Source organism: Micromonospora okii, assembly GCF_020884795.1.
In the GTDB taxonomy this organism is placed as follows: domain Bacteria; phylum Actinomycetota; class Actinomycetes; order Mycobacteriales; family Micromonosporaceae; genus Micromonospora; species Micromonospora okii.
On sequence record NZ_BBZF01000020.1, the window covers coordinates 157,727 to 180,161 of the forward strand.

Below are 22,435 nucleotides of genomic sequence, written 5' to 3' on the forward strand. Positions count from 1 at the left end.
GGCATGACCGAGTTCGACGGACTGCCGGTGCTGCGGTCCCCCGTGGCGATCGCCGCCTTCGAGGGCTGGAACGACGCCGCCGACGCCTCGACCGCGGCGGTCGAGCACCTGGAGCAGGTCTGGCAGGCCCGGCAGATCACCGAGCTTGACCCGGAGGACTTCTACGACTTCCAGGTCAGCCGGCCGACGATCACCATGGCCGACGGCGAGACCCGCCGGGTCGAGTGGCCCACCACCCGGTTCATGGTGGCCAGCCCCGAGGGCACCGAGCGGGACGTGGTGCTGATCCGGGGCATCGAGCCGAGCATGCGCTGGCGCACGTTCTGCGAGCAGGTGCTGGAGATCTGCCACAGCCTGGAGGTCGAGCGGGTGGTGCTGCTCGGCGCGCTGCTGGCCGACGTGCCGTACACCCGGCCCCTGCCGATCAGCGGCAGCGCCTCGGACGCGGCGGCGGCCCGGCGCTACCAGCTCACCCCCACCCGGTACGACGGGCCGACCGGGATCGTCGGGGTGCTGCACGACGCCTGCACGCGGGCCGAGGTCGACGCGGTCTCGTTCTGGGTGCACGTGCCGCACTACGCCAACAACCCGCCCTGCCCGAAGGCCACCCTCGCGCTGCTGCACCGGGTCGAGGAGGTGCTCGACCTGCCGGTGCCGATGGCCGACCTCGCCGAGGACGCCGCCGAGTGGGAGCAGCGGGTGCGCGGCGCCGCCGAGCAGGACGCCGAGCTGGGCGAGTACGTCCGCGAGCTGGAGGAACGCGTCGGCGACGCGGGCATCACCCCGCTGACCGGGGACGAGATCGCCCAGGAGTTCGAGAAGTACCTGCGCCGGCGCGGCGGTTCCGCCGGCCCCACGGCGGGCTCCTGGTAGGCCGCCGCTCTACCTTGCCGTGAAGGCCCCGGGTCGTGTCCGATCCGGGGCCTTTGGCGTGTCCGGGGTGGCGCCGTCACGTTCCCTGGCGCATCCTAGGAACCTAGCTGCGATCTTCGGAGGAGCGATGCAGATCAACCCGGGTGCCGCCGAGTTCCCGCACCGGCAGATCGCCGCGCAGCTCAAGGCCCAGGTCCGCCGCGGCGACTGGGCCCCGGGCGAGCGGCTGCCGTCCATCCCGGCCATCGCCGAGATGTTCGGCGTGGCGAAGCAGACCGTGCAACGCGCCGTCGACCAGCTACGGGTCGAGGGCATCCTGATCACCAAGCCCGGCTCCGGTACGTACGTGCGGGGCACCCGGCGCCGGCTCAACCGCCTCTCCCGGGGCCGGTACGGCGGCTTCCGCGGCTACCACACCGACCTGGCCGCCCGGTACCGTCAGCAGCTCGTCTCCGTCGGCCGGGCCCCCGCCCCGCCGGAGGTCGCCGACGCGTTCGGGGTCGCCGACGGCACCGAGCTGCTGTGCCGCCGGCACCTCGTGCGCACCGAGGACTCCCCCGTCGAGGTGGGCGCCTCGTGGTTCCTGCCCGCCGACGCCGCCGGCACCTCGCTGGAGCGGGGTGAGGCGTTCGGCCGCCCCCTCTACCAGGAGGCGGAGGAGGCGACCGGCCGCCGGTACGTCACCGCCACCGACACGATCACCGCCCGTCAGCCCAGCCGGGAGGAGGCCGAGACGCTCCAGATCCGGCCCGACACCCCGGTGCTGCACCTGCTGCACGTCGCCTACGACGAGCGGCGCAAGCCCATCGAGGTCGCCCAGGCCACCTGGCCCGGCCCGGTGACCACCCTCACCGAGGAGTACAGGATCCCCGCCCCCACCCCGTCCCCCGACCCGGACCCGGGCCTGGTCCTGGGCTGATCCACCCCACCCCGACCCGGTCCTGCGGACAGCCCCGTCGATCAAGGAGTTTGCGGCACGCCGAAGATCGACTCCGACGCTTTCTTCTTGATCAGCGGGGCGGGGCCGGAGGGGGCGGTGGGTGGGAGGGTGGGGGGTCAGAGGCGGATGCCCAGGAGGGCGTCCAGGGTCTCGGCGAAGAGGTGGGGGGCGTCCGGGTCGTCGGCCCGGCCGGCGAGGGCGGCGTCCGCCCAGGTGTCGGCGACCGCGATCGCGCCGGGGGTGTCCAGGTCGTCGGAGAGCCGGGCGCGTACCTCGGCCAGCAGCTCGGCCCCCGACGGGCCGGCGGGGGCGGCGGCGGCCCGGCGCCACCGGGCCAGGCGCTCCAGCGCGGCGGCGAGCACGTCGTCGGTCCAGGGGCGGTCGGCGCGGTAGTGGTCGGACATCAGCCCCAGCCGGACCGCCATCGGGTCGACCTGGTCGGCCCGCAGCCGCGAGACGAAGACCAGGTTCCCCTTCGACTTCGACATCTTCTCGCCGTTGAGGCCGATCATCCCGGCGTGGGTGTAGTGGGAGGCGAAGGGCGCGCGGCCGGTGAGCCGCTCGGCGTGCGCCGCCGAGCACTCGTGGTGCGGGAAGATCAGGTCGTTGCCGCCGCCCTGCACGTCGATCGACTCGCCGAGCAGGTTCAGCGCGATCACCGCGCACTCGATGTGCCAGCCCGGCCGCCCCGGGCCGAGGTCGCCGCCCGGCCAGGACGGCTCGTCGGCGCGGGCGCCCCGCCACAGCAGCGGGTCCAGGGGGTCGCGCTTGCCGGCCCGGTCGGGGTCGCCGCCGCGCTCGGGGAAGATCTCCAACATCTCCGCCCGGGGCAGGTTGGACTCGTAGCCGAACTCCGGCGCGGCCGAGATGTCGAAGTAGACGTCGCCGGTGCCGTCGTCGAGCCGGTACGCGGCCCCGTCCTTGAGCAGCGCGAGCACCCGGTCGGCGATGTCCGGGATCGACTCGACCGCGCCGACGTAGTGCTCCGGCGGGATGATCCGCAGCGCCTCCATGTCCTCCCGGAACAGGGCGGTCTCCCGCATGGCCAGGACCTTCCAGTCCTCACCGTCGCGCTCGGCCCGCTCCAGCAGCGGGTCGTCGATGTCGGTGACGTTCTGCACGTACCGCACGGTGAGGCCGGCGTCGCGCCACACCCGCTGCACGAGGTCGAAGGCGATCATCGTGGCGGCGTGGCCGAGGTGGGTGGCGTCGTAGGGTGTGATGCCGCAGACGTACATGGTGGCCACGCCGTCGGGCTGACTGGGATGCGCGCCGCGCCGCGCCGCGTCGAACAACGTCAGCGGGCCGCCCCTGCCGGGCAGCCGGGGCACCTCGTGTCCCACCCAAGACTCCATGCCCGCCAGCCTAACCAGACGCCCGGCGGGCCGGAGCCACCCCACCGGTGATCAACGCGACAGCCGGCGGCGGCCGGTCACATGGGCGGCCAGGGCACCGCCGGCCAGTCCCGCGGCGGCTGGGGGAAGCGGCCCGTGTCGCGTAGCTGCTCCACCCGGGCGAGGGCCGCGGCGACCTCGCGGAGGGTCAGGTGCTCGGCCAGCTCGTCGCCGAGCGCGCCGCCGAGCGCGACGGCGAGGTCGGCCAGCATCTCCCGCGCGTCCGGCGGCAGCTCGCGGCCGGCCCAGCCCCACAGGACGGTGCGCAGCTTCTCCTCGACGTGGAAGCTCACCCCGTGGTCGACGCCGTGGATGCGGTCGTCGGGGCCGACCAGCACGTGCCCGCCCTTGCGGTCGGCGTTGTTGATCACCGCGTCGAGCACGGCCAGCCGGGCCAGCCGGGGGTCGTCGGCGTGCGCCAGGGTGTACTCGACGCCGTCGTCGTCCCGGGCCGCCGCCACCGGGAACCAGCGCGGCGGCAGCGCGTCCGCCGGCACGAAGCCGACCAGCGGCTCGGCGTCGGGCGGCTCGTCGATCCAGAGCTGGCAGGAGCCCGGACCGAACGGGCCGTCGCGCAGCACCGTCGGCGGCACCAGGTCCCACCCGGTGGCACGGGAGACCAGGTACGCCGAGACCTCCCGCCCGGCGAGGGTGCCGTCGGGGAAGTCCCAGAGCGGGCGCTCGCCCCGTACCGGCTTGTAGACGCAGCGGGCGCTCGCCCCGTCGAGGGTGAGCGCCCCGAGCAGCGTGGCGTTGGAGGCGTCGACCAACCGGCCCTCCACGGTCAGCTCGCCGTCGCGCAGCAGCCGCAGCGTCGCCGCGCCGTCCTGCCGGGGTTGGAGTTCCGAGGAGGTCACCGGTGGTAACCGTTGTGCCGCGGGCAGAGGTGCCCGGCGGGGTCCAGCGGCTGCCCGCACAGCGGGCACGGCGGGCGGCCGGCGTTGACCACGCGGCGGGCCCGCTCGATGAACTCGCGGGTCGCCTCCGGGGTCAGCCGGACGCGCAGCCGGTCGAGATCCTCGTCCGGCTCCTCGTCGTCGTCCTCGTCGTCGTCCTCGTCATCGTCGTCGCCCAGCTCGACCTCGGCCTCCGCCTCGCCGGCGGCGATGGCCTCGATCACCACGGTCGCGGTGTCGACGTCGAAGGCCAGCCCGAGGGTGCCGACGCGGAACTCCTCGTCGACCGGCGTGTCCAGCGGGTCGTTGTCGCCCGCCGAGACCGCGGCCTCGGGCAGCCGCACACCGAAGCGGCGGGACGCCTCGGTGAGCAGCTCCTCCAGCTTCTCGGCGAGCAGCGACACCTGGACCTTCTCCAGCGCGACGCTGACCAGCCGGCCGCCGCCGCGCGCCTGGAGGAAGAACGTGCGCTCCCCGGGCGGCCCGACGGTCCCGGCGACGAACCGCTCCGGCGGCTCGAAGGCGTGCACCTGGTGGGTCATACCCACGACCCTATCCGGCCCGTCAGGGCGTCGCGCACCCCACCGACCGGGAAACGCACCCCTACGCCGCCGGCGTCGTACCGCCCCGCCCGCCCGGCTGCGGCGGCCCCCGCCGGCGCGGGCGCGGTGGCGGGTGTGGCGGCCGGGGTGGGTCGGCTCACCGCCCGGCCCCCGCTCCCCCGCCCACGGCGGCGTCGGAGGACGCCGGCCGCGCCGCCCGGCGCCGGCGTCGGCGCGGCGGCGGGACCAGTCCGGCCAGGTCACCGCCGGTGTCGTTGAGCCGCACCAGGAACGGTCGCAGCGGCGTGTACCGGATCGCGGTGACCGACGCCGGGTCCGCGACGATGCGCTGGAACAGATCGAGGTGTACGCCGAGCGCGTCCGCCACGATGGCCTTGATCACATCGCCGTGGCTGCACGCCAGCCAGACCGCCTCGGGGCCGTGCTCGGCGGTGACCCGCGCGTCCCAGGAGCGCACCGCCGCGACGGCCCGCGCCGACATGGCCGACATCGCCTCCCCCTCGGGGAAGACGACGGCGCTCGGGTGCTGCTGGACCACCGGCCACAGCGGCTCCTTGGCCAGCTTCTTGAGCGGCTGCCCCTCCCAGGCGCCGTAGCCGCACTCGATCAGGCCCTCGTCCACGACCGGCGTGGCCTGCGGCAGCGCCAGCTCCAGGGTCTGCCGGCAGCGGATCAGGGGGCTGGTCACCACGGCGGCGAGGGGCAGGCCGCGCAGCCGCTCGCCGACCGCCGTCGCCTGGGCGCGGCCGGTGTCGTCGAGCTCGACCGGCTGGCGGCCGGCGAGGCCACCGTCGGCGTTGGCGGTGGTGCGGCCGTGCCGCAGCAGGAGAAGAGTCGCCACGCCGCCCAGCCTATGGGGTGGGCGGCGCGGCGGGCCCGCTGCCCGTCGCCCCCGCGCGCCGCCCCCTCGGGGTGCGCCCCGCCGGGGGCGGCGGGGGTGATTGCCGGGGGGGCGGCGGGGTGATTGCAGGGGGCCCTTCCTATACCGAAAACGTTAAGAAGGGGCCCTTCCTTGCACGTCAGGTGGCGGAGATCGTGCCGGTCATCAGCAGGGCGAGGACCAGGGTGCCCAGCGCGACCCGGTACAGCACGAAGACGTACAGGGTGTGGTGGGCGACGTAGCGCAGCAGCCAGGCGATGGCCGCGTACCCGATGACGAAGGCGATCACCGTGGCGACCACCATCTGCGCCCCGCTCGGCGCGGACGTGCCCGGCGCGGACGGCTCGAAGACGTCCCCGACGCTGAAGATGCCGGACATCACGACGGCCGGGATGGCGAGCAGGAACGAGTACCGGGCCGCCGCCTCCCGGGTGAGGTTGAGCAGCAGGCCGGCGGTGAGCGTGCCGCCGGAGCGGGACACCCCGGGGATCAGCGCCATCGCCTGCGCGAAGCCCATCACGACGCCGTCGCGCAGCCGGAAGTTCGCCAGGGTGCGGTGCTGCCGCCCCCAGTACTCGGCGAAGGCCAGCACGAACGCGAAGACGATCAGCGTGGTGGCGACCAGCCACAGGTTGCGCCCGGCGGTGCGGATCTGGTCCTTGAACAGGAAACCGAAGAGCCCGATCGGGATCGAGCCGACGATGACGTACCAGCCCATCCGGTAGTCGAGGCTGGACCGCACCGAGCGGTCCCAGAGCCCGACGACCCAGGTCCGGGTGATCCGCCAGATGTCCTTGGCGAAGTAGATCAGCACGGCGGCCTCGGTGCCGAGCTGGGTGACGGCGGTGAACGAGGCCCCGGCGTCGCGGCCGAAGAAGAGGGCCGAGGTGATCCGCATGTGGCCCGACGAGCTGACCGGGAGAAACTCGGTCAGGCCCTGGACGACGCCCAGGACGATGGCCTCGATCCAGGTCACTCGCCGACTCCGGCCAGCTCCAGCGCCTCGGCCACGGTGCGCAGGGTCCGCACCCCGCTGTCCCGGTCGGCGACGAACAGCGTCACCGACAGGGTGGTGACGCCGGCGGCGGCGTACTCCCGCAGCCGGTCGGCGATGCGCTCCTTCGGGCCGAGCAGCGAGGTGCGGTCGATGAACTCGGTCGGCACGGCGGCGGCCGCGTCGCGCTGCCGCTTGGCCAGGTAGAGGTCCTGCACCTCGCGGGCGGCGTCGCCGTAGCCCATTCGGGTGGCGAGCTGGTTGTAGAAGTTCTGCTTGCGGCTGCCCATGCCGCCGACGTAGAGGGCGGCGTACCAGCGGACCAGCTCGGCGCAGGAGGCGACGTCGTCGCCGACGACCACCGGCACCGTCGGCACCACGTCGAAGCCGGCCAGCTCCTTGCCGGCCCTGGCCCGGCCGGCGCGGACGGAGGCGAGCTGCTCCTGCGCGAACTCCGGGGAGTAGAAGACGGCCAGCCAGCCGTCGGCGATCTCCCCGGCCAGCTCCAGGTTCTTCGGGCCCACGGCGGCGAGGTAGATCGGGACCTGCTCGCGCGGCGGCTGGAAGTTCAGGCGCAGCGCCTTGCCGGGGCCGTCGGGCAGCGGCAGGGTGTAGAACTCGCCGTCGTACGCGACGTCCTTGCGGCCGACGGCGAGCCGGACGATGTCGACGTACTCCCGGGTGCGGGCCAGTGGCTTGACGAAGCGCACCCCGTGCCAGCCCTCGGAGACCTGCGGGCCTGAGACGCCCAGCCCGAGCCGGAACCGGCCGCCGGAGAGGGCGTCGATGCTGGCCGCCGTCATCGCGGTCATCGCCGGGGTGCGGGCGGGGATCTGCATCACCCCGCTGCCCACGTCGATCCGCTCGGTCTGCCCGGCCAGCCAGGCCAACATGCTCGGCGAGTCGGAGCCGTACGCCTCCGCCGCCCACACCACCGAGTACCCGAGGCGGTCGGCCTCCTGGGCGAACGCCAGGTGGTCGGCGGGTGTGCTCCACGCCGTCCGGTATCCGAGACTGAGCCCGAGTCGCACTGGTCCTCCCCCATCGGCCGCACCACAGGTCGCACCAGGTTACGCAACGCGGGCGGTGGGGCCGCCCCCGGTCGGTTGGCGAACGCGTCACACCGGGGCGCGGGGGGCGGCGGCGCGGCGGGGGCGGAAATCGGCGGCGCGGCGGGCGGCGGCGGGGCGCAGGAACTTGACGGAGGCGAGGATATCGGTGGCGGCGGGTTCGAAATAAGGTTCACCCATGCAACAGCGACCGCTCGGCCGAAGCGGGCTGGCGGTTTCCCGGCTCGCGCTCGGCACCATGACCTGGGGCCGGGACACCGACGCCGACGACGCTGCCGCCCAGCTCAAGAGCTACCTCGACGCGGGCGGCAACCTGGTGGACACCGCCGACGTGTACGGCGACGGGGACGCCGAGTCGGTCATCGGCTCCCTGCTGGGCGGCCTGGTCCCCCGCGACGAGCTGCTGCTCGCGACGAAGGCGGGGCTGCGGCCGGGCACCGGCCGACGCCGGGACAACTCCCGGGGTCACCTGCTGCGCACCCTGGACGCCTCGCTGCGCCGGCTCGGCACGGACCACGTCGACCTGTGGCAGGTCCACGGGTACGACCCGGACACGCCGCTGGAGGAGACCCTCGCGGCGCTGGACCACGCGGTGGCCAGCGGGCGGGTCCGCTACGTCGGGGTGTCGAACTTCTCCGGCTGGCAGACCGCCCGGGCGGCGGCGTGGCAGGCGGCCTGGCCGGGGCGGGCCCCGGTGGTGGCCGCGCAGGTGGAGTACTCGCTGCTGGAGCGGGGGGTGGAGCGGGAGGTGCTGCCGGCCTGCGAGGCGCTGGGGCTGGGCGTGCTGCCCTGGTCGCCGCTGGGGCGGGGGGTGCTCACCGGCAAGTACCGGCACGGGCGGCCGGCCGACTCGCGGGCCGCGTCGGCGCACTTCGAGGCGTTCGTGGCGACGTACCTGGAGCCGCGCTGCTCCAGCATCGTGGAGGCGGTGGCCACGGCCGCGGGCGGGCTCGGGGTGTCGCCGCTGGAGGTGGCGCTGGCCTGGATCAGGGACCGGCCCGGGGTGACGGCCCCGATCCTCGGCGCCCGCACGGTCGGGCAACTGCTCGGCGCGCTCCAGGTGGAGCGGATGTCCCTGCCGGACGAGATCGTCATCGCCCTCGACGACGTGTCGGCCGTCCCGGTGGGCTATCCCGAGCGGGACGGCTGAGCCCGACCGCCGGGCGGAAAGGGCGAAGTCGGGCGGAGTCGGCGGGTCCGGGCGGAACCGGGGTGGTCCGGGCCGGGCGGCGGGCGGCGGCGGTCACCCCGGGAGGGGGTGGCGGACGGTGGCCCGGCTGGGCAGCATGGAACGTATGGACTACGAATACGCGCCGCTGCGGCTGCCCTCGAACGTCGACCGGCTCACCGCCGCGGCGCAGTTGGCGATCCAGGCGGAGTTCTCCGGGTGGGAGCTGGCCCGGGTGCGGCTGTACCGGGACGGCACGCGGCAGGTCATGCTGCGCCGCCGGGTGGTCAACCAGCCGCAGCCCGGCCTGTCGTACTGACGGCCCCCGTCCCGGGCCCCGCCGGACGGCGGGCCCGGGACGGAGCGTGGCCCGGTGCCGGTGGCCGGCGTCAGTGCCGGTGGCCGGCGTGGTCGTGCTCGGAGTCCTCGTCGAGGTCCAGGAACGGGTGCTCGTCGAGGCGCCCGACGAGCCGGTCGTCGGCGGCCGGCTGGAACGGGCCCACCGGGTCGTCCTCCTCGAACGACTCCAGGTCGACGGGGGCGGTGACCTCGCTGACCATCACCACCCCGTCGAGCGGCTCCAGCTCCGGCACGTCCAGCGCGCTCAGCGAGCCGTCGCCGCTCTGCAGCAGCTCCAGCACCGCCTCGCCGACGCCCTCGACGGGCTCGGGCTCGTCGTCGGCGGGGATGCCCTCCCGGCGGGCCGCCTCGGCGGCCCGCAGCAGCGCCTCGACGCTGGGCACCCGGTAGTCGCGGCGCTGGCGCACCGAGATGACCCGGGGGTGCGGGTCGGTCGCCTCGACCCCCTCGGCCCCGACGCCGAAGCGCTCGTCGGCCTCGTCGGGGTCGATGGTCTCGACGTCCCAGGGGGTGACCTCGCCGAACGCGTCGAGCAGCAGCTCGTCGTACGAAGAGGAGGCGTTGTTCAACGCGACGTACGCCTGCCAGACGTCGTCGTCGTCGATGCGACCCTGGGCGGCGCGGACGGCGGCCAGGTGCCGGCGGGCGGCGTCGATCACCCGCTCCAGGGCGGCGTCCAGCTCACCGTGCTGGTCGGTCATGTGTGGTTCCCTTCATCAATGGGGGGGTTCCGGGCCCGCCGGCAGGCGACGGGCGCGGTCAGCAAGTCCGGAGGAAGCGGTCGAGAACCCGCACGCCGAACTGTAGTCCGTCGACCGGCACCCGCTCGTCGATGCCGTGGAACAGGCCGGAGAAGTTGAGGTCGGCGGGCAGCCGCAGCGGCGCGAAGCCGAAGCAACGGATGCCGAGCTGGGAGAACGCCTTGGCGTCGGTGCCGCCGGAGAGCATGTACGGCACCGGCCGGGCGCCCGGGTCCTCCGCGCGCAGCGCCGCGGACATGGCCTCGACGAGGGGGCCGTCGAAGGTGGTCTCCAGGGCCGGCTGGCGCTGGATGTACTCGATGGCGATGTCCGGGCCGACCAGCTCGCGCAGTTGCCGCTCCAGCAGCTCGGACTGGCCGGGCAGGCTGCGGCAGTCGATGGTGGCGGTGGCCCGGCCGGGGATGACGTTGTCCTTGTAGCCGGCGGTGAGCCGGGTCGGGTTGGCCGTGTTGCGGATGGTCGCGCCGATGATGTTCGCGATCGGGCCGAGCTTGGCGATGGCGGTCTCCGGGTCCTCCGGGTCCAGCTCGACGCCGAGCAGGTCGGAGACCTCCTCCAGGAACGCCCGCACGGTGTCGGTGACGACCACGGGGAAGCGGTGCCGGCCGACCCGGGCGACCGCCTCGGCGAGCGCGGTGACGGCGTTGTCGTCGTGCACCATCGAGCCGTGCCCGGGGCGGCCCTTCGCGTGCAGCCGCAGCCAGTCGATGCCCTTCTCGGCGGTCTCGATCAGGTAGAGCCGGCGGGACTCGTCGACGGTGTACGAGAAGCCGCCGACCTCGCCGATCGCCTCGGTGCAGCCGTCGAAGAGGTCGCGGTGCCGCTGGGCCAGGAAGTGCGCGCCGTAGTCGCTGCCGGCCTCCTCGTCGGCGGTGAACGCCAGCACGATGTCGCGGGCCGGCCGGACCCCGGCGCGCTGCCAGTCGCGCACGACGGCGAGCACCATGGCGTCGAAGTCCTTCATGTCGATCGCGCCCCGGCCCCACAGGTAGCCGTCGCGCAGTTCCCCGGAGAACGGGTGGACCGACCACTCGTCGGCGTCGGCGGGCACCACGTCGAGGTGGCCGTGGACGAGCAGCGCGCCCCGGCCCGGGTCGGTGCCGGGGATGCGGGCGATGAGGTTGGCCCGGCCCGGGGCGGACTCGTGGATCCCGGCGTCGACGCCGACCTCGGCCAGCTTCTCCGCGACGTACTCGGCGGCTACGCGCTCACCCACACTGGTGGCGTTGTCCCCGGTGTTCGTGGTGTCGATGCGCAGCAGGTCGCGGCAGAGGTCCACGACCTCGGCGGTGGGGTCGGGTCGGGCGGAGGCGGCGTCGCTCGTCATCGGTTCTTCATACCAGCCGCGCGGCGCGCGCAGCGCGCACGGCCGGTCCCGATCGCGTCCGACCACGCCCGCCCGACCCGCCCGACCGCCGTCCGACCAGGCCCGCCCGGCCCGCGCGACCGCCGCCCGATCACGCCCGACCGGCCCGCGCGGCCGGTTCCGGTGCCGCCCGGCCGGTCCGGCGTCCGCGCGGCGCGGCCCGCCGGGACGTCGTTTCGCGCGGGCGCGGCGGGGGTACCGCGCTCGCGTCCCGCACCGCCCACCGGGCCGCCCCCGCCTTCCCGCGTCGGGGCCGCCGAGCCCGTCAGCCGAGGAGGGCACCATGACCGTCCCCCTGCCCCCGTTGCCGCCCGTGCCCGAGGAGGAGGGCTACCGGCCCGGCGGTCGCAGCCTCGTCGACCTCGTCGAGCGCGACCACCGGCGCCTGCTCGACCTCACCGACCGGGCGACCGACCCGGACGGCCCGCCGGAACGGCTCGCCGAGGTGGTGGAGGTGCTCACCGCCACGGTCTCCCGGCACCTGTCGGCCGAGGAGCAGTACCTCTTCCCCGCCGTCCGGGCCGCCCTGCCGGAGCGCGCCGGGCCGGTGGACCGCCGGGTCGAGGAGGCCGGCGCGTTGCTGGCCGCCCTCAAGGGGCTGACCGGGCCCGCCGACCCCGCGCTGGCCGAGGTGGCCGCCCGGGTGCGCCGGCACGTCTCCGGGGTCGCCGCGCTGCTCGGCCCGCTGCGCGAGGTGGCCACGGAGGCCGAGCTGATCCGGCTGGGCAACCGGTGGGAGATCGCCGAGGAGGCCGCGCCGACCCGGCCGCACCCGGGGACGCCGGCGACGCCGCCGTGGAACCGGATCGTCGAGCCGGCGGTGGGCGTGGTGGACAAGGTCCGCGACGCCGTGACGGGCCGGCCGACGTACGAGTCGGACCTGGGGCGACCCGGGGACTGACCGGTCGACGTCCGGTGACCGGCCGATTGCCGGTCGTCATCGACCGGATACCGGACGTCCACAAAATGAAGCATTGGTAAACTCCGATCAGCGAAGCCCCTTCCGTCAATCTCCTCGTGGTCATACCGTCACGGTATGAATCTGGAGCTGCGACACCTGCGGGTGGTGTGCGCGATCGCGGAGACAGGGAGCGTGACGAAGGCGGCGTCCACGCTCGGCCTGGCCCAGCCGGCGCTCACCGCCCAGCTCCAACGCATCGAGCGGGCGCTCGGCGGGCCGCTGTTCGAGCGCGACCGCCGGGGCGCGCGCCCCACCCCGCTCGGCGAGCTGGTGCTGTCCCGGGCCCGGGTGCTGCTGCCGGCCATGCAGGGCCTCCAGGACGAGGCGGCCCGCCTGGCCGGCGCGGGCCCCACCCCCGCCCGGTACCGCTTCGGCGGGGTGAACAGCCCCATCCTCGGCCGCCTGGTGCACCGGCTCGCCGCCGAGCATCCCCAGGCACAGATCACCACGTACGCCTCCTGGTCCTCCGCCGAGCTGGCCCAGCTCGTGGGCGGCGGCCGGCTGGACTACGCCCTGCTCGGCGTCTGCGGCGACTCGGTTCCGCCCACCGGGTACGGGCTGACCTGGCGGGAGCTGGCGGTGGAGCCGGTGCAGGTGCTGCTGCCCGAGCGGCACCCGCTGGCCGGCCGCGACGAGGTGCGGCTGGTGGACCTGCGCCGGGAGCGGTGGGTCGCCGCCCCCGGCGACGGCTGCTTCGGCGACTGCTTCGCCGCCGCGTGCGCGCGCGCCGGCTTCACCCCCAGCAAGATGTACGAGGCCGACGTGCGTGGCTGCGTCGACCTGGTGGAGACGGGCGTGGCCGTGGCGCTGTGCCAGGCCACCTTCCGGTCGGTGCCCGGCCTGGTGACCCGGCGGCTTGCCGGGTCGCCGCTGCGCTGGCGGCTGCTGCTGGGCTGGCACCCGGACGCGACCGGGGCGGACTTCGCCGACGGGGTGCTGGAGGCGGCGGTGGCGGCGTACACGGACACCCTGGCCGCGTACCCCGACTACCTGGCCTGGCTGCCGCACCACCCCGACTTCGGGGTGCGCCGGCCGGCCTCGGCCGGGGGCGTCGGGGTGCGAACCGCCTGACGCTGGGTATCCGGGCCAGATGACCGATGCGCAGCCCACCGGCGACGACCGGGAGACCCTGCGGGCGGCGGCCGCCGCGCACACCACCGCCGCGGCGGACGTGGAGGCGTTCCTGCGCCGCCTGCCCGGGGTGCCGGGGCCGGCCGACGTGGCCGAGTACGCCACCCTGCTCAGCCGGGAGGAGCGGGCGCGCGGCGAGCGGCAGGCCGCCGCCGACGCCGCCGGCCTGGGGATCGGCAGCGTCGAGCAGCAGTGACGCGGGCCCGCCCGGGCGGCACGGCGGGCCCGCGTCGGCAGTGAGATGGCCCGCCGGGCGGGACGGCGGGCCGGCATGGGCGGTGAGGTGGCCCGCCGGGCGACGTTGTGACGCCCGGCGGGCCGGGTACGGCCGCGACCTCAGCGTTCCACGAGGATGTCGTGGCCCAGGTCGAGCAGGGAGTGCCGCCACTGGTCGTCGGCTGTTCCGGCGGCCGGGCGCGCGGCGGTCAGGGAGCGGATCCGCTCGACGGCCTCCCGCATCACCGCGATGTCCTCGCCGGTCAGGTCGACCTTGCGCTTGCGCAGCACGGCGAGGATCTGCCGGCCGGGCTCGGGCAGGTCGAGGTCCGGGTTCGGCCCGAACGACTCCTCCCCCGAGCCCCGGGTCAGCAGCCAACTGCGCAGTTGCTCGGAGGTGACGTTCACCTCGGCGTGGAAGTCCTCCCAGAGCACCTCGACCTCGGGGTCGAGTCGCGCCTCGCGTGCCATCACGCCTCCTCTTCCGGCTCTTGCGGCGGCGGCCCGGACGGCTCCGGGTCGCGGGTGTGGGAGCCCAGGCCCTCCGGCGGCACCCGCACCCGGGCGGGATTGGCCGTCGGCGGGGCCACGATCGGCTCGCTGCGCTGCGTGTCGCACTCGGTCTCGTCGTCGGGCTCCCCGGGTCCGGTCATCTCCGCCGCCCGTTCACCGGGGGTGGGACGTGGTGGCGGCGGAGTAGCCGCGGTCGTCGGCGGTGACGTCGAGGGCGAGCGCGCCGTCGCGGGCGTCCACGGTGACCCGCTGGCCGGGCGAGAGGACGTTCTCCAGCAGCATCCGGGACAGCCGGTTGTCGATCTCGCGCTGGATGACCCGGCGCAGCGGGCGCGCCCCGTACTCCGGCTGGTAGCCGTGCTCGGCGATCCAGTCGACCCCGGCGACGGTGAAGATGACGTCGATGTCCTGGCCGTGCAGCCGGCGGCGGGTCTCCTCCAGCAGCAGCTCGGTGATCTGGCGCAACTGCTGCTGCTCCAGCCGCTGGAAGATGATCACCTCGTCGATGCGGTTGAGGAACTCGGGGCGGAAGTTCTCCTGGAGCCGGCGCATCAGCCGCTCGCGCAGCTCGGTGCCCTCCCCCGGGCCGCCGGCCTCCCCCGCGCCGAAGCCGACGGCCCGCTGGGTGCCGGTGATCAGCTCCGACCCGAGGTTGCTCGTCATGATCAGCACGGTGTTGCGGAAGTTCACCGTCCGGCCCTGGCTGTCGGTGAGCCGGCCGTCGTCGAGCACCTGGAGCAGGATGTTGAACACGTCGGGGTGGGCCTTCTCGATCTCGTCGAGCAGCACCACCGCGTACGGGCGGCGGCGCACGGCCTCGGTGAGCTGGCCGGCCTCCTCGTACCCGACGTAGCCGGGGGGCGCGCCGACGAGCCGGGCGACGGTGTGCCGCTCCTGGAACTCGCTCATGTCCAGGCGCACCATCCGGTCCGACTCGCCGAACAGCGCCTCGGCGAGGGCGCGGGCCAGCTCGGTCTTGCCGACGCCGGTGGGGCCGAGGAACAGGAAGCTGCCCATCGGCCGGTCGGGGTCGGCCAGCCCCGTACGGGACCGGCGCACCGCCTCGGCGACGGCGCCGACCGCGTCGTCCTGGCCGACGACCCGCTCGTGCAGGTACCCCTCCAGGCGCAGCAGCCGGTCCCGTTCCTCCTCGGTGAGCTGGGACACGGGGATGCCGGTGGCGCGGGAGACCACCTCGGCGATCTCCTGCGGCCCGACCGAGGGCACCGCCGAGCCACCCTCCTCCTCGTCGCCGCGCGCCCGCCGGACCTGCCCCTCCAACTCGGCGATCTGGTCGCGCAGCGCGGAGGCCCGCTCGTACCGCTCGTCGGCGACCGCCTGCTCCTTGTCCCGGCGCACCTCGTCGAGCTGCTGCTCCAGCTCCCGCACGTCCGCCGCCGGGGTGCGCGTGCGCAGCCGCACCCGCGCGCCGGCCTGGTCGATCAGGTCGATGGCCTTGTCGGGCAGGAACCGGTCGGTGACGTACCGGTCGGAGAGCTCGGCGGCGGCGACCAGCGCCTCGTCGGTGAAGCGGACCTGGTGGTGGGCCTCGTAGCGGTCGCGCAGGCCGCGCAGGATCGCCACGGTGTCCTCCACGCCCGGCTCGGGCACCAGCACCGGCTGGAAGCGGCGGGCCAGCGCGGCGTCCTTCTCGATGCTCTTGCGGTACTCGTCCAGCGTGGTCGCGCCGATCACCCGCAGCTCGCCGCGCGCCAGGGCCGGCTTGAGCATGTTGGACGCGTCCATGCCGCCCTCGCTGCCCGCCCCGCCCGCGCCGACCAGGGTGTGGATCTCGTCCAGGAAGATGATCAGCTCGTCGCGGTGCGCGCGGATCTCGTCGATGACCTTCTTGAGCCGTTCCTCGAAGTCGCCCCGGTAGCGGGTGCCGGCGACCAGGCCCGCCAGGTCGAGCTGCACCACCCGCTTGCCGAGGAGGGTCTGCGGCACGTCGCCGTCGCAGATCCGCTCGGCCAGCCCCTCCACGATCGCGGTCTTGCCGACGCCGGCCTCGCCGATGAGCACCGGGTTGTTCTTGGTGCGCCGGGACAGGATCTCCACGGCCTGCTCGATCTCGCCGGCCCGCCCGATCACCGGGTCGATCTGGTCGTTGCGGGCCAGGTCGGTGAGGTCCTGGCCGTACTGGTCGAGGGTGGGGGTGCCCCGGTCCGGCCGCGCGCCGGTCGGCGCGCCGCGCTCGGCGCTGGCGGCCTGGAGCGACTCCGGCTGGATGCGGCCGGAGGCGAGCATCCGCCCGGCCGGCGACTCCGGGTTCAGCGGCAGGGCCATCAGGATGTGCTCGGGGCCGATGTAGTTGGCACCCATCGCGCGGGAGAGCTGGTGGGCGTCGAGCAGCGCCCGCTTCGCTGCCGGGGTGAGCGACAGGTTCGGCGGCACCTCGCCCCGGGGCGCGCCGTCGCCGCGCCCGCCGAGGGCGTTGACCAGGGCGTCCGGGTCGGCGCCGGCCCGCCGGATCAGGTCGCGCAGCGGCTCGCGCTGCAACGCCGCCCAGAGCAGGTGGTCGGTGTCCAGGTCGTTGCTGTGCCGCTGTGCCGCCCGGCGGGCCGCGTCGGCGAGCATCTCCCGGGCGTCGGCGGTCATCAGCCGGGTGATGTCGACCCGGTGCGCCGGCCGGCGGCCCCCCTCGCCCCGACCGAAGTACCGGGCCAGGAACTCGTCCCACGGGTCGGAGCCGAAGTCACCGGGTCCCATCATCTCTGTCCTCCGTGGGTCGGGCACGCTCGCCGGTGCGGTCGCCGCCGGCACGGTCGGCGGTGGCTACCCGGCGGTCGGCGCGACAAACACGGGCGGGACGGGCGGGGATCCGCCCGGCGGGCCGCGGCCGGGCGCGGTGCCCCGCCCGGCGGGACCGAGCGGGACGGGCGGGCTCGGCCCGGCGGGCTGGACCGGGCAGGGGTTCGGCTCGGCGGGACGGGTGGGACCGGGCCGGGCTCCGCCCGGCGGGGCGGGCGGGGTCGGCTCCACGGCGGTGGCAGGCTGGGGTCATGGAGTCGACGCCGCTGCTGATCGTGGACGCCGCCAACGTGGTGGGTTCCCGCCCGAACGGGTGGTGGCGGGACCGGGCCGGGGCCGCCGCCCGGCTGCGCGACGCCCTCGTCCCGCTGGCCGAGTCCGGGGTGCCGCCGCAGCTCGCCGGTCCGGCGGAGGTGGTGCTGGTGGTGGAGGGCGCAGCCCGGGGCGTCCCGGCCGTGCCGGGCGTGCGGGTGGTCGCCGCCCCGGGGTCGGGCGACGACGCGATCGTCGACCTCGTCGGGGCCGCCCCGGACCGCCGCCGGCTGGTGGTCACCGCCGACCGGGAGCTGCGGGCCCGGGTCGGCGCGCTGGGCGCCGAGGTCCACGGCCCCCGCTGGCTCCCCACCTGACCCCCACCCACCCCACCCACCCCCACCCACTCCGGGCCGCCCTGTCGGGCCGGTGATCAAGAAGAAAACGTCAGAGCTGGTCTCGCCGATGACGCAAACCTCTTGATCACCAACGCCCGGGGCGGGGCGGGGGCGGGGCGGGGTCCCGTTGGTGGGATCGGGTGACTCGGGGGTGGGACGAGTCGACAGGGGTTTGCGCATGTCAGTGACGTAATCGGACAGCCGGGCAGCAACACCGACAGGGCGGATGTTCTCTCCCCCACGGGGATGGGATGTAATGGAGATCTCCCCGCCCCCAGGAGGTCCCCGTGGCGAGCGTCGCCGAGCTGAAGGCAGCCATCGATGTCGCCCTCCAACAGATCGGTGACGGGCAGAGCGCCGTGCAGGCGGCCGGCGAGAAGCTGGCCGAGGCACAGCAGACCCTGGCCGGGGCGCTGGAGGGCAGTGGGCACGAGACGGTCGAGGCGGCGCAGGCCTCGCTGACCCAGGCCAGCCAGGAGTTGGAGGAGTGCCTCGCGGCCACCCTCGTGGCGGTGGAGCAGGCGCAGCTCTACGTGTCGACCCTGTAGGGGCCGGCGTGTCGATCATCGAGGACGTCGGGGCCCAGGTGCGTGCGGCCAGCGAGGAGCTGCCGCTGGCCCAGCTCGCCCTGGCGCTGGAGAAGTTCGGGCAGGCCACCGAGCGGCTGCGCTGGGTGCGGCAGGAGTCGGCCGACCCGATGGGGGTGCCAGAGCTCTCGGCCGCCACCGAGCACGCCGAGTCCGCCGGGCACGCGCTGCGGGTGGCCCAGGAGCAGTTGTCGGCGTACCTCGCGGCGATCGGCCTGGCCCCCGACGGCGCGCCCCCGCCCCGCCCGGCGGCCGGCGACCGGCAGGTGCACGACGCCCCGCGCGAGGCGCCGCCCGCCGCCGGGGAGCAGCCCCCGCCCGACCAGGACGACAACCCGGTGCTGCGCCGCTGGTGGGCGGTGCGGGTGGCGGAGCTGACCGGCGGCCGGGAGGGCGCGCCCGACGACCCGGACGAGCGGATCGGCGACTCCCGCGAGCTGCTGCGCCGGGTGGCCGAGGGGGTCCGCTCCGGCGACCGGGACCGGCTGCGCCGGGAGCTGCGCGCCGCGCACGCCGACGTCGGCCTCGGCCTGGCCGCCATCGCCCCGCCGCTGCTGCGGGAGCTGGCCGGGGAGCTGCTCGGCCACCCGCCCCGCGCCGACGACCTGCCCAAGCTGCGCGGGGAGCTGGAGGGGCGCGTGCGCGACCTGCTCCCCGGCCTGCCCGAGCCGGCGCTGGAGACGCTGCTGACCCGGGTCTGCCGGATGCCCCCGCCCCGGCGCGGCAGCGGCGAGGAGCCGCCGCACGCCGCCGACCCGGCGGTCACCGCCGGCGTGGTCGCGGCGGTGCTGCTCGACCGGCTCGGCCGGGACCTGCCCCGCGAGGCCGAGCGCGACCCGGCCGGCGAGCGGGCCCGCGACCAGCGCCGCGAGGCCGAGCGGGACGCCTGGGACACCGCGACGCGGGAGCGCGCCGAACGGGAACGGGCGGCCCGGGAGCGGGCCGCGCAGGGCCTCCCGCCCGTCCTGCCGGCCGACGAGGCCGCCCGCCGCCGGGACTCCGATGGCTGACCGCCGCGCCCAACTCGTGACCCGGGTGCGGGGGATGCTCTCCGAGGCGCTGGGCGCCACCCGGCACCGCCTCGCCACCGCCGACGTCGAGCTGACCGCCGCCCGGGACCGGCTCGCCCGCGTCCAGCACGCCGCGGCGGCCGTACCGGCGAGGGTGGGCGCGGAGCGGGACCGGCGGCTGGCCGAGATCGACGCCCGGCACGCCGCCCGGATCGCGGAGCTGGCCCGCCGGGCCGTCGACGCCGCCGACCGCGAGGCCCCCGGTGCGGCGTCCGCCGACTGGCCGGACTGGCGGGCGACGCCGGTCGGGCGCGGCGAGCCGCCCGGCCCGGTACGGATCGGCACCGTGGCGATCCCCGGCGCGGAGCCGGTGCCGGCGCTGGTGCCGCTGCTCGACGCCGGGCACGTCCACCTGGGCGGGGCCGAGGCCGACGGCGGCGCGGCCGTCGTGCCGGCGCTGCTGCTGCGCAGCGTCGGCCGGGCCGACCCGGGCGCGGTGCGGCTGTTCGGGTACGACCCGGAGCGCCTCGGCGGCGGGCTGGCCGGGTTCGCCCCGCTGGGCACCGCCGGGCTGCTCACCTTCGTGGGCCCGGGCGGGCTGGGCCGGCTGCTGGACGACCTGGTGGAGCAGATCCGCCGGATCAACGAGACGGTGCTGGCCGGGGAGTACCACTCGCTGCGGGAGCTGGCCGCCGCGACCGGCCGCCGCCCCGAGCCGTGGCGGGTGGCGGTGCTGCTCGGCGGCGACGAGCTGTCCCGGCACGAGCGCGGCCAGCTCGACCGGGTGGTGCGTACCGGGGCGGCCTGCGGGGTGCACCTGGTGGTGCGGGGCGTGCCGGTGCCCGACGACCCGACCGTGACCCGGGTCGTGGTGGGCCCCGACGGTGCCCGCGTCGGCGGCCCGCCCGCCCTGCCGGTGCGGCTGGACCCTCCGCCGCCGGCCGTCCTGGTCACCGAGACCTGCCGGCAGGTCGCCGCCCGGGTCAACGCCGGCCCCCCGCCGACCCCGTTCACCGACCTGCTGCCCCCGCCGGAGCAGATGTGGCGGGAGGACTCCTCGACGGCGCTGACCGCGCCGATCGGCGAGGGCCCGCACGGCCGCCCGGTGCTGCTGACCCTGGGCGACTACCCGCCGCACGCGCTGATCGGCGGCCCGTCCGGCACCGGCAAGACCAACCTGATCTTCGCCTGGATCGGGGCGCTGGCCTCCCGCTACTCCCCCGCCGAGCTGGAGTTCTACCTGCTCGACTTCAAGGAGGGGGTGTCCTTCGCCCGGTTCGCGCAGGGCCGGCGCGACCCGAGCTGGCTGCCGCACATGCGGCTGGTCGGGATCAACGTCAACACCGACCGGGAGTTCGGCCTGGCGCTGCTGCGGTTCCTCGCCGAGGAGCTGCGCCGGCGGGCCGACGCGGCCAAGAAACACGAGGTCACCAAGCTGGCCGAGCTGCGCGCGGTCGACCCGACCGGGCACTGGCCCCGCATCGTCGCGGTGGTCGACGAGTTCCAGGCGCTGCTCGCGGGCCGGGACGTGGTCGCGCGGGAGGCCGCCGACCTGCTGGAGGACCTCGCCCGCCGGGGCCGCTCGCAGGGCATCCACCTGGTGCTGGCCTCCCAGGATGTGCGCGGCATCGAGGCGCTGTGGGGCCGCCCGGCGCTGGTCGCCCAGTTCACCCTGCGCATCGCGCTGCCCAAGGCGCTGCGCATCCTGGCCGAGCGCAACGACGCCGCCCAGTCCCTGCCCCGGCACCACGCGGTGGTCAACGCCGAGTCGGGCCTGGTCGAGGGGAACCAGGTGGCCCGCATTCCCTCGGCCAGCGACTGGGACGAATGGAGCGAGTTGCAGCACCGGCTGTGGCGGATGCGCCCCGCCGACGCGAAGCCCGCGCGCCTCTTCGACGGCGACGCGATCCCCCGGCTGGCCGACGCCCCGGACTTCCGGGCGCTCACTCCGCCCGAGGGCGACGCCCCGCCGCGCAGCCCGGTCGCGGTGCTCGGGGAGATCATCGACGTACAGGCCCGGTCGGCGTCGCTGCGGCTGCCCCGCGCCCCCGGGCGGAACCTCGCGGTCATGGGCACCCGGGTCGACGAGGCGTGCGCGGTGCTGGACGCCGCCGCGCGGTCCCTGGCCCGCCAGCACCGCCCCGGCACGGCCCGGTTCTCCATCGCCTGCCTCGACCCGGACGCCGACCCCGCCGCCCGGGAGCTCTACGCCGACCTGGCCGACGACGCCGCCTGGTACGACGACGAGACCGTGCCCGAGCTGATGGCCGAGACGGCGGCGGCCCTGGACCGGCCGGGCACCCCGGCCACCCCGCACTACCTGCTGCTGTACGCGGTCGACGCGGCAGCCGGCCGGCTGGCCGCGCGGGCCGGCGGGCGCACCGGCCTGGAGCAGTTGCGCCGCATCCTGCACGACGGGCCGGAGCGGCGCACCCACGTGCTGGCCTGGTGGCGCGGGGTGGCGCGGATGCGGGTGGACCTTGGCGGGCCGGCCGCCCGCACCGACCAGATCGGCGCGTGGGTGGCCCTCGACGTGCAGGGCGGCGAGCTGGGCTCGTCCCTCTACCCGGGCACGGGCGGCCCCGACTGGTATCCCCGGCCGTGGCGGGGGCTCTTCTTCGACCGGGCCGTGCACCGCACCGGCCAGGTCATCATCCCCTACGGGCCGGCGCGATGAACGAACCGGTGAGCAGCGAGACGTACGCGGCGCAGGTGCGGCGGCTGGCGGAGCTGAGCGACCGGCTCCGCACCCAGCGCGCCGAGGCGCGCACCTGGTACGACCAGCAGTGCGCCGCCGCGCAGCGGGCGGTCGCCGAGGCCGGCGAGCAGCTCCGTGACGCCGAGCGGGAGGCCGACGCGGCGCGGGAGATGGTGGAGCGGGTGGACGCCGAGGCGGGCCACCTGTGGCAGCAGCTCCGCTCCCGGCTGGGGGCCGGGGCGCGCCGCCTCGGCGACCCGCCCGGCCCGGCCCGGGACGCCTCGGGCGACCCGCTGCTGCTGCTGCACGGGGTGCGCGGGCTGCTGGACCGGACCAGGCAGCCCGGCGAGCTGCCCTCCTCGGCGAATCCGCTGCTGGCGCTCTGCGGGGTGCTCGGGGCGGCGCTGATGTTCGCCCTCGGCACGGGCGTACGGGCGCTCGGCGCCCGCCACGGCGGGGACCTCGCGGTGGGCCTGCCGGTGCTGGCGCTGGTGGTGACCCTGCTCGGCCCGCTGGTCGGGCTGGCCCTGGCCAAGCGGATGGCCGACCGGCGGCACGCGGTGCTCTCCCCGCGCCCGATCACCGTCGTGGTGGTCGCGGGCCTGGCCACCACGGCCCTGCTGCTGTTGACGCGGTGAGGAAGGGGCCCTTCC

At 75.8% G+C, this 22,435-nt stretch carries 24 protein-coding genes; 12 read left to right on the top strand and 12 right to left on the bottom strand.

Going from position 1 to position 22,435, the window contains the following annotated elements:
• The first annotated feature begins 3 nt into the window (after positions 1 to 3).
• Entirely contained in the window at positions 4 to 873 is an 870-nt protein-coding gene (locus LPU43_RS19265) for a PAC2 family protein (protein ID WP_229401858.1), read from the top strand.
• A gap of 127 nt (positions 874 to 1,000) precedes the next feature.
• On the top strand, positions 1,001 to 1,792 hold the full coding sequence (locus LPU43_RS19270) for a GntR family transcriptional regulator (RefSeq protein ID WP_229401859.1): 792 nt from the start codon (positions 1,001 to 1,003) through the stop codon (positions 1,790 to 1,792).
• A gap of 137 nt (positions 1,793 to 1,929) precedes the next feature.
• On the opposite strand, the gene mshC is transcribed toward LPU43_RS19270, so the two are convergent.
• The 7 genes from mshC to LPU43_RS28575 all read right to left on the bottom strand — a co-directional run bounded on the left by mshC (position 1,930) and on the right by LPU43_RS28575 (position 7,790).
• Positions 1,930 to 3,168 (bottom strand): cysteine--1-D-myo-inosityl 2-amino-2-deoxy-alpha-D-glucopyranoside ligase, encoded by a 1,239-nt coding sequence (gene mshC, locus LPU43_RS19275; RefSeq protein WP_229401860.1) that lies wholly within the window; start codon positions 3,166 to 3,168, stop codon positions 1,930 to 1,932.
• A gap of 77 nt (positions 3,169 to 3,245) precedes the next feature.
• Complete coding sequence (locus LPU43_RS19280; RefSeq protein WP_229401861.1) at positions 3,246 to 4,064, bottom strand: SCO1664 family protein; 819 nt, start codon at positions 4,062 to 4,064, stop codon at positions 3,246 to 3,248.
• Positions 4,061 to 4,645: a DUF3090 domain-containing protein gene (locus LPU43_RS19285; RefSeq protein WP_229401862.1), complete on the bottom strand. Its 585-nt coding sequence runs from the start codon at positions 4,643 to 4,645 to the stop codon at positions 4,061 to 4,063. The genes LPU43_RS19280 and LPU43_RS19285 overlap by 4 nt, the downstream gene beginning before the upstream one ends.
• Before the next feature lie 157 nt (positions 4,646 to 4,802).
• Entirely contained in the window at positions 4,803 to 5,516 is a 714-nt protein-coding gene (locus LPU43_RS19290; RefSeq protein WP_229402013.1) for a histidine phosphatase family protein, read from the bottom strand.
• Positions 5,517 to 5,685: 169 nt separating this feature from the next.
• On the bottom strand, positions 5,686 to 6,522 hold the full coding sequence (locus LPU43_RS19295; RefSeq protein ID WP_229401863.1) for an undecaprenyl-diphosphate phosphatase: 837 nt from the start codon (positions 6,520 to 6,522) through the stop codon (positions 5,686 to 5,688).
• Entirely contained in the window at positions 6,519 to 7,571 is a 1,053-nt protein-coding gene (locus LPU43_RS19300) for an LLM class F420-dependent oxidoreductase (RefSeq protein ID WP_229401864.1), read from the bottom strand. Before LPU43_RS19300 ends, LPU43_RS19295 begins: the two co-directional genes overlap by 4 nt.
• An 87-nt stretch (positions 7,572 to 7,658) precedes the next feature.
• Positions 7,659 to 7,790 carry a hypothetical protein gene (locus tag LPU43_RS28575; protein ID WP_255686341.1) on the bottom strand — a complete coding sequence of 44 codons (132 nt, stop codon included), beginning with the start codon at positions 7,788 to 7,790 and terminating at the stop codon, positions 7,659 to 7,661.
• Here LPU43_RS28575 and LPU43_RS19305 point away from each other — a divergent pair.
• A complete protein-coding gene (locus LPU43_RS19305; RefSeq protein WP_229401865.1) occupies positions 7,789 to 8,760 on the top strand; it encodes an aldo/keto reductase in 972 nt (323 codons plus the stop codon). The genes LPU43_RS28575 and LPU43_RS19305 overlap by 2 nt on opposite strands.
• A gap of 145 nt (positions 8,761 to 8,905) precedes the next feature.
• Positions 8,906 to 9,097: a DUF5703 family protein gene (locus LPU43_RS19310; RefSeq protein WP_229401866.1), complete on the top strand. Its 192-nt coding sequence runs from the start codon at positions 8,906 to 8,908 to the stop codon at positions 9,095 to 9,097.
• 70 nt (positions 9,098 to 9,167) lie between these two features.
• Here LPU43_RS19310 and LPU43_RS19315 read toward each other — a convergent pair whose 3' ends face one another.
• Together LPU43_RS19315 and LPU43_RS19320 are read right to left on the bottom strand one after the other, a co-directional pair.
• The gene (locus LPU43_RS19315; RefSeq protein WP_229401867.1) at positions 9,168 to 9,839 is read right to left on the bottom strand and encodes a hypothetical protein; all 672 of its coding nucleotides are present in this window, start codon (positions 9,837 to 9,839) and stop codon (positions 9,168 to 9,170) included.
• A 58-nt stretch (positions 9,840 to 9,897) separates the two neighbouring features.
• On the bottom strand, positions 9,898 to 11,226 hold the full coding sequence (locus tag LPU43_RS19320; RefSeq protein ID WP_229401868.1) for a M20/M25/M40 family metallo-hydrolase: 1,329 nt from the start codon (positions 11,224 to 11,226) through the stop codon (positions 9,898 to 9,900).
• Between the two features lie 322 nt (positions 11,227 to 11,548).
• Here LPU43_RS19320 and LPU43_RS19325 point away from each other — a divergent pair, with 322 nt between their 5' ends.
• From LPU43_RS19325 to LPU43_RS19335, 3 genes are all read left to right on the top strand, one after another.
• On the top strand, positions 11,549 to 12,166 hold the full coding sequence (locus LPU43_RS19325) for a hemerythrin domain-containing protein (RefSeq protein ID WP_229401869.1): 618 nt from the start codon (positions 11,549 to 11,551) through the stop codon (positions 12,164 to 12,166).
• A 135-nt stretch (positions 12,167 to 12,301) separates the two neighbouring features.
• The gene (locus LPU43_RS19330; RefSeq protein ID WP_229401870.1) at positions 12,302 to 13,297 is read left to right on the top strand and encodes a LysR family transcriptional regulator; all 996 of its coding nucleotides are present in this window, start codon (positions 12,302 to 12,304) and stop codon (positions 13,295 to 13,297) included.
• 19 nt (positions 13,298 to 13,316) lie between these two features.
• A complete protein-coding gene (locus LPU43_RS19335; RefSeq protein WP_229401871.1) occupies positions 13,317 to 13,553 on the top strand; it encodes a hypothetical protein in 237 nt (78 codons plus the stop codon).
• A gap of 140 nt (positions 13,554 to 13,693) precedes the next feature.
• Here the strand turns inward: LPU43_RS19335 and LPU43_RS19340 are convergent, their stop codons facing one another.
• Genes LPU43_RS19340 through LPU43_RS19350 form a run of 3 tightly spaced genes read right to left on the bottom strand, consistent with a single transcriptional unit; the run spans position 13,694 to position 16,798 of the window.
• Positions 13,694 to 14,044 carry a DUF3140 domain-containing protein gene (locus tag LPU43_RS19340; protein ID WP_229401872.1) on the bottom strand — a complete coding sequence of 117 codons (351 nt, stop codon included), beginning with the start codon at positions 14,042 to 14,044 and terminating at the stop codon, positions 13,694 to 13,696.
• Entirely contained in the window at positions 14,044 to 14,226 is a 183-nt protein-coding gene (locus LPU43_RS19345; RefSeq protein WP_229401873.1) for a hypothetical protein, read from the bottom strand. Before LPU43_RS19345 ends, LPU43_RS19340 begins: the two co-directional genes overlap by 1 nt.
• A 13-nt stretch (positions 14,227 to 14,239) precedes the next feature.
• Positions 14,240 to 16,798 (bottom strand): ATP-dependent Clp protease ATP-binding subunit, encoded by a 2,559-nt coding sequence (locus tag LPU43_RS19350; protein WP_229401874.1) that lies wholly within the window; start codon positions 16,796 to 16,798, stop codon positions 14,240 to 14,242.
• A 290-nt stretch (positions 16,799 to 17,088) separates the two neighbouring features.
• Between LPU43_RS19350 and LPU43_RS19355 the strand changes: the two genes are divergently transcribed.
• The 5 genes from LPU43_RS19355 (at position 17,089) to LPU43_RS19375 (ending at position 22,420) form a co-directional block, all read left to right on the top strand.
• On the top strand, positions 17,089 to 17,466 hold the full coding sequence (locus LPU43_RS19355; protein WP_229401875.1) for a PIN domain-containing protein: 378 nt from the start codon (positions 17,089 to 17,091) through the stop codon (positions 17,464 to 17,466).
• 308 nt (positions 17,467 to 17,774) lie between these two features.
• Positions 17,775 to 18,035, top strand: coding sequence for a hypothetical protein (locus LPU43_RS19360; protein WP_074473389.1), 261 nt, complete (start codon positions 17,775 to 17,777; stop codon positions 18,033 to 18,035).
• 8 nt (positions 18,036 to 18,043) lie between these two features.
• Positions 18,044 to 19,084, top strand: a complete 1,041-nt coding sequence (locus LPU43_RS19365) for a hypothetical protein (RefSeq protein ID WP_229401876.1) — start codon at positions 18,044 to 18,046, stop codon at positions 19,082 to 19,084.
• Positions 19,077 to 21,761 (top strand): FtsK/SpoIIIE domain-containing protein, encoded by a 2,685-nt coding sequence (locus LPU43_RS19370; protein ID WP_229401877.1) that lies wholly within the window; start codon positions 19,077 to 19,079, stop codon positions 21,759 to 21,761. The genes LPU43_RS19365 and LPU43_RS19370 overlap by 8 nt, the downstream gene beginning before the upstream one ends.
• The gene (locus LPU43_RS19375; RefSeq protein WP_229401878.1) at positions 21,758 to 22,420 is read left to right on the top strand and encodes a hypothetical protein; all 663 of its coding nucleotides are present in this window, start codon (positions 21,758 to 21,760) and stop codon (positions 22,418 to 22,420) included. The genes LPU43_RS19370 and LPU43_RS19375 overlap by 4 nt, the downstream gene beginning before the upstream one ends.
• Positions 22,421 to 22,435: the final 15 nt, after the last annotated feature.

Bases quoted from the DNA above. Each gene is read 5' to 3' on its own strand.
- LPU43_RS19305 (WP_229401865.1), top strand. From the start codon at position 7,789: ATGCAACAGCGACCGCTCGGCCGAAGCGGGCTGGCGGTTTCCCGGCTC.
- mshC (WP_229401860.1), bottom strand. From the start codon at position 3,168: ATGGAGTCTTGGGTGGGACACGAGGTGCCCCGGCTGCCCGGCAGGGGC.
- LPU43_RS19270 (WP_229401859.1), top strand. From the start codon at position 1,001: ATGCAGATCAACCCGGGTGCCGCCGAGTTCCCGCACCGGCAGATCGCC.
- LPU43_RS19285 (WP_229401862.1), bottom strand. From the start codon at position 4,645: ATGACCCACCAGGTGCACGCCTTCGAGCCGCCGGAGCGGTTCGTCGCC.
- LPU43_RS19340 (WP_229401872.1), bottom strand. From the start codon at position 14,044: ATGGCACGCGAGGCGCGACTCGACCCCGAGGTCGAGGTGCTCTGGGAG.
- LPU43_RS19315 (WP_229401867.1), bottom strand. From the start codon at position 9,839: ATGACCGACCAGCACGGTGAGCTGGACGCCGCCCTGGAGCGGGTGATC.
- LPU43_RS19330 (WP_229401870.1), top strand. From the start codon at position 12,302: ATGAATCTGGAGCTGCGACACCTGCGGGTGGTGTGCGCGATCGCGGAG.
- LPU43_RS19355 (WP_229401875.1), top strand. From the start codon at position 17,089: ATGGAGTCGACGCCGCTGCTGATCGTGGACGCCGCCAACGTGGTGGGT.
- LPU43_RS19265 (WP_229401858.1), top strand. From the start codon at position 4: ATGACCGAGTTCGACGGACTGCCGGTGCTGCGGTCCCCCGTGGCGATC.
- LPU43_RS19310 (WP_229401866.1), top strand. From the start codon at position 8,906: ATGGACTACGAATACGCGCCGCTGCGGCTGCCCTCGAACGTCGACCGG.
- LPU43_RS28575 (WP_255686341.1), bottom strand. From the start codon at position 7,790: ATGGGTGAACCTTATTTCGAACCCGCCGCCACCGATATCCTCGCCTCC.
- LPU43_RS19335 (WP_229401871.1), top strand. From the start codon at position 13,317: ATGACCGATGCGCAGCCCACCGGCGACGACCGGGAGACCCTGCGGGCG.
- LPU43_RS19370 (WP_229401877.1), top strand. From the start codon at position 19,077: ATGGCTGACCGCCGCGCCCAACTCGTGACCCGGGTGCGGGGGATGCTC.
- LPU43_RS19325 (WP_229401869.1), top strand. From the start codon at position 11,549: ATGACCGTCCCCCTGCCCCCGTTGCCGCCCGTGCCCGAGGAGGAGGGC.
- LPU43_RS19345 (WP_229401873.1), bottom strand. From the start codon at position 14,226: ATGACCGGACCCGGGGAGCCCGACGACGAGACCGAGTGCGACACGCAG.
- LPU43_RS19320 (WP_229401868.1), bottom strand. From the start codon at position 11,226: ATGACGAGCGACGCCGCCTCCGCCCGACCCGACCCCACCGCCGAGGTC.
- LPU43_RS19350 (WP_229401874.1), bottom strand. From the start codon at position 16,798: ATGATGGGACCCGGTGACTTCGGCTCCGACCCGTGGGACGAGTTCCTG.
- LPU43_RS19375 (WP_229401878.1), top strand. From the start codon at position 21,758: ATGAACGAACCGGTGAGCAGCGAGACGTACGCGGCGCAGGTGCGGCGG.